The organism is Phycisphaerae bacterium, from assembly GCA_012729815.1.
Classification (GTDB): domain Bacteria; phylum Planctomycetota; class Phycisphaerae; order JAAYCJ01; family JAAYCJ01; genus JAAYCJ01.
Genome location: JAAYCJ010000309.1, coordinates 1 through 5,126, shown reverse-complemented (window position 1 = coordinate 5,126; position 5,126 = coordinate 1). Strand labels below are relative to the sequence as shown.

Here is a 5,126-nt window from a genome sequence, read left to right as displayed (position 1 = left end):
TGAGCCGCGGTTCGTAGGCGAGATTGGGCCGCGGCTGGAAGTCCGCAATAACCAGATCGCCACCCGCCGCCGGCGCAGAGGCAACCTGCGCGGCGTGCGCTACGGCGAGAATGACGATCGAGAGCACAAAAGACAGATGCATGTTGAGGTTCACTTCCGTTTCTCCAATATGTCCCCTTCCGCCGGCACCTCTACCGCAAAGATGTTGTCGGAACCTTCGATAGTTCGCTGAGGGCCGAGCAGAGACCGAAGCCTCGGTGCGTCGGTCGCGATATCAACCGGAATGGGCCCGCCCGACGCGTTCTCGATGCTCAGCCAGCCATCGAACTCGTGAACCCAGAGACTGCCGTTTCGCAGCGGGCTTTCGGCTGGGGGTACGCCGGCGGCCTCCAGGAACGAGCATACCAGCGCCCGGTCGAAATCATCGGCTGGATCGATTTCGGGTGAGGCCAGGTACAGCAGCGTCCGTCCGGCCAGCAGGATGGCGGACGTGCCGTCGTCGAACCGCGCCAGCGTCCGCCCCCCTTCCAGTGATGCCCGACGAGTCCGCGGAGTCACCAGTTTCCGACGGCCCGCGGTCAGGCGGCCCCAGTCTTCCGATATCGTCACTGTCTGCCGGTCGGTGCATATCAGCCGCACCGGGCCCAGCACGATGCCTCCGGCGTTCATGATGTCAATCACCCGCACGGCGATCACGTTGGGAGCATCGGTCCGGATCAACTCCGGCCGGATCGGGTAGCTCCGCCGGGCCGTCCACCAGTTCGGGGTCTCGCGATCAGTCCGGCCGATCGGCTGGCCGTTGAAGTAGGTCTCATCGAAATCATCGATCGCCCCGATCTCGAGCGAGACGTTCTTGCCGGCCCATTCCTTGGGGACTTCGACGGTCCGGCGATACCATGCCACACCGTCGTAGGCCCTCGCCGCCTCCCACTGGCCGATGTTTTCCCACGCGCCGGGCACGGTCTGGACCTGCCACTGCGAGTCGTCGTAGTCGGGAAGATGACGGCCTTCATTCAAACCGACCTCGTTCGGATCGAGTGAGAGCCGCCAGTCGCCCTGGAGATCGAGCGAACCCTGGATTCCTCCGCCAAGAACGTCCACCGGCTTGACCGACAGCGCCAGCTTCTCCGCCGCCGGTCCCAGATCATCGACCACCGATCTGGCGTTCAGATCGCGATCCAGACAGCCGTAGAGGAACGCCGGCTTGCCCGAATTCAGGATGATCTCGAGGGCCTTGGGGGCCAGGTAGTCGAGCGTGAAGAATACCGCTTGGTAGTCCGCCAGCACGTCCGGCTTGGCGTCGAGGTACATCGAGCCGATCAGATCGAACCGCAGGCCCAGGTTCGTCAGCATGCGGCCGAGGCCGCCGAACCGCTGGCCGTTGGTCGCGCTCAGTCGCGAATTGCAGACGATGGCGATCGACCGTTCCCGCGGTTCACTAGAGAAGCAGGTCTTGTAGAAATCCGCCATCAGGGGAACGAAACGCCGATCACGTTTCAACCGGCCGTCCGGCTGAAGGCACCGCAGGTTCTCCCGCGGATCGGGACTGCTCGAGTAGGCCCAGTAGAGGATGCCTCCGGCTCGGGCGTGGGCTTCGAGCCACGAACTGAGCCAGTGGGCCTGCGGCAGTTCGCCGTTGTACCAGTAGAGCTTGGTGGCCGGCAGCATCAGCGGGGCCCAGGCCCGGTTGTAATGCGCAGCGAGCCCGTCGATGTCCGGCCCCGCGATCTGCTGGAGGGTGTCGAACTCCAGCGGGATTGGATCGCCGCTCCAGTCGCTTCCGCCGAGGCACTGCTGCTGAAAGACGAGGATACCCGGCCGGATCGCCTTGATCGCCTCGGCCAGCTTCTGACAAGTACCCGTATGCAGATCGACCGCCCAAAGTAGATAGTCGTAGATCCGCGTGCAGACCTGCTTGTCCTCCTCGCGGCCGCCCGGCGGCAGGATCGAGTTGGTGTCCCAGTGCTCATCCGGCCCGAGGCCCTTTTCGATCGGATCGTCGAAATCCGGCCGCCAGGCCTCACGCAGGGCCTCGATCGAGCCGTAACGGCGCTTCAGGAACTGGTTCCAGTTCTCCATCTGCCAGGGCAGCGTGACGATGGTCCGGTCAAGCAGGTCCTTGGCCTGATGACCCTTGTAGACGCCGCGGAGGGACGGTTCGTTCGACGGCACCTCCTGGGCAATCACGTTCGGCAGCATGCCGACCTCCCGCATCATCAGCTCGTGCGTCCGCCGAAGGTGCTCGACGTGGTGGTACAGCCCGGAATAGGGCTTGCCGGTCGGGCTCTCATAGCCCTTGCCCCCTTTCACCGCCCAATCGGGATGAGGAAAGTGCAGATCGATCACGCCGTAGATACCGAACTCAGCCGCCCACTCGATGCCCTGCCGGACTCGCTCAAGCAGGGCCATGTCGTACTCGCCCGGCGACGGTTCGAGTCGCATGTGCGTGATCACGAAACGCACCGCGTTGAGTCCCAGTTCGGCCATTCGGGCGTAGTCGTCATAGGTCGAACGCGACTCGGCGCCGACGTCGTTGGTCCCATAAAGGTTGATCGCCCAACCGTCCTCTCGAAGAATACGGCCGTCCTCGACCCGCCAGGAGACCCCCCTTTCGCAGACGTCATGCCAGACCTCCCGCCACAGCGCAGCCGTTCGGCGGTCCAGATCGTCATACGCCTGCGGATCGAACCGCCATTTGAGCGAAGCCAAGTCCTCGCGCAATTCGTCGTGCCGCTTCTCGTACTGCGGATTTACCAGCAATGCCAGCCAATCGCCCGCCGCGGCGACCCGTCGATCCAGACGGTTCACCCGTCGCAGATCGTCGATCAGCCCGGCAATACCGGCAAACCGCGGCTCAAGGGCGTAGGAACGCTCCAGGCCATCGGCATCGGCGGCCAGCGAACCGACCTCCGCCGACAACGAGCGCAGACCCTCGCCTAACTCCGCCACGTCGAACCCGCGCACATCCAGGATGGCTGCGTCAAACTGTCGATTGTCGATCTCCTCAAGCAGCATCTGCTTCCGCCGCCTGACCGCGTCGGCGACGCTGGTGATTACACCAACTCGCCGTATCTCGACCACGCCCGGCCCATCGGAAAGGACCAGAGCGCTGATCTTTGCAGTATCGATCGGTTCCGCTTCGCCGCGAGTCTGCGTGAACCGGTCGAACAACAAAACCGCCCGCTCCCACCGCGGCGACAGCCATAGCGTGGTGTGATAGACCCGGTCGGTCGGCCAGCCGCCGATGTCCTCGCTCGCGTACTTGGTCCAGAGCTGGCACCCGACCGGCCGTACCCGATCGCTTCGGACCTCGACGACCACCGCGGCCCCCCCGGCCAGATCGATGGTGCGTCCGAACCGGCACCAACTCTCGCCCTCGGCTTCGTACCGAAGGTACCGGCCGTCGGCGTCCTGCACGATCCGACCGAAGAGACGCATTCCGTCGCCGCACCGCCGGAAGATCCAGTGCGGTGCCGGCTGGTTGATCGGCAGAAGGTCACTGTCGGCGAACCTGTCGATCGTCAATTCGACGTGGTCCGCATCTTTGAGCACATCCTCACCGACGTATTCGAGCCCGCTCAGGCTGATCTCCTTGACGTCCACGCCGAACGCATCGCTGTCCACCGCGTTCAGGCAGATCACCTGCAGACTCGCGCCGGCCGTCTGGTCCGGAGGCATAATCGAGGCGATCGGCATCACAATTCGCTCCATCACTCCATTCGATGGCAGCGGAATCGACGTGCTGAAGTGCCCTCGGTCGGTCAACAGCTTGGCGTTCAGACGGCCTGATCCGCGCATCCCCGCTGTGATCGTCAGTTCCGACTCCGCGGTCAGCCGCATCTGCCGCAGCGCGTCGATCAGCCACTCGCCCTTGGCTTGGAAGCTGATCCACTGGCCCTTGCTGGCGGGAAAATCCAGATGCACCACGCCGCCTTCCTGCTGCACGCCCAGACCGCTGATACTGCCGGTACTCCACCAGCGGTCGGACCATTTGGCCTGAAAATCGTCGAGAATAATCTCAACCGCGAACGCCGGCGAGCCAATACCGATAAACCAAATGACAAGGAGAGCCGCCTTCAGTCTTGAGCGGTAATGCATGCGAGTGCTCCATGGTGTCAGTAGGGAATGTCGTCGTTGCCGGTGACCACCAGCCGTGGCGAGTCGCCGCGGCCAACCACACCGACGTGCCAGTCGGCATAGACCACACGCGCGGCGCCGAAGTGGCGGTCGTACTCGAACTGATAGGCCTCGGTAAAATACAACTTGGCCCAGCCGGGCGAACCCATCGAGTCGCCCGACCAGAGGGGGTAAGAATTGGCATCGACCATCACCGCCAGCTTGTCCTTGTAAGGATAGTCCTTGAATAACACACCGTCGGTCATCCCGCGGCCGGGCGTGGTGATCTTGTAGTTGTACGAGTAGCTTCGACCGTAGTCCCGCGCCACCGCGGGCCCATCCGCTGGACACACGTTGACCCCATTGGCCAGACATCGGCGGTCCCACTTGTCCACCGAGCTGTACTGTCCGCCCGCCTGAACGAGATACGGCCCCATGATGCGCTCCTCGTACCACACCGGAGCCAATAGACCACTACCGGGCAGATAGATGTACGTGGAGTAGTGCCACGGCATCCAGCCCTGGTTGTCCTCGGTGTACATCGCAAACGCCATGCCCCACTGACGCAGGTTGCTCAGGCACGCGATCCCCTGAGCCGCCGATCGCGCCTGCTGCAGCGCCGGCAGCAACACTGACACCAGCACAGCGATAATCGCCACGACCACCAGGAGCTCAATCAAGGTGAAGCCCTCAGGCCGGCGCTTCCGCCTGGGACTTGCCGGAGCGCTCTGGACTACTTCTCTGGAGCCAAAGGCTGTGATTGCGTTCATCGTCGTTTCCTCGGCAGTTGACGAGTCGCTCGGTGCACGACCGGCGCCCGACGCGAAGGAACTCCGACACAACGGGCACATCGCGGATCGAGCAGACATCGTTACCTCACTCGTTCCAAAGCTGATGATAGATCGGGCACCACGCCATGGACCAGACCGGGTGGTATTCCATGGAGAAATCCCACCACCGGACGTGCCCGTCGCCGTACGACTGGTTGGTGCCCTTGGGATGGTCGCCGC

Annotated in this window: 3 protein-coding genes; all 3 read right to left on the bottom strand. The window is 63.5% G+C overall.

The genetic code is table 11. The annotated features are described in order from the left end of the window. A partial coding sequence (locus tag GXY33_20375; GenBank protein ID NLX07505.1) for a hypothetical protein occupies nucleotides 1-154 on the bottom strand: 154 nt, incomplete at its 3' end. Further along, entirely contained in the window at nucleotides 151-4,098 is a 3,948-nt protein-coding gene (locus GXY33_20370) for a cellulase family glycosylhydrolase (protein NLX07504.1), read from the bottom strand. The genes GXY33_20370 and GXY33_20375, both read right to left, overlap by 4 nt. A 17-nt stretch (nucleotides 4,099-4,115) precedes the next feature. Further along, nucleotides 4,116-4,886 (bottom strand): prepilin-type N-terminal cleavage/methylation domain-containing protein, encoded by a 771-nt coding sequence (locus GXY33_20365; protein ID NLX07503.1) that lies wholly within the window; start codon nucleotides 4,884-4,886, stop codon nucleotides 4,116-4,118. Nucleotides 4,887-5,126: the final 240 nt, after the last annotated feature.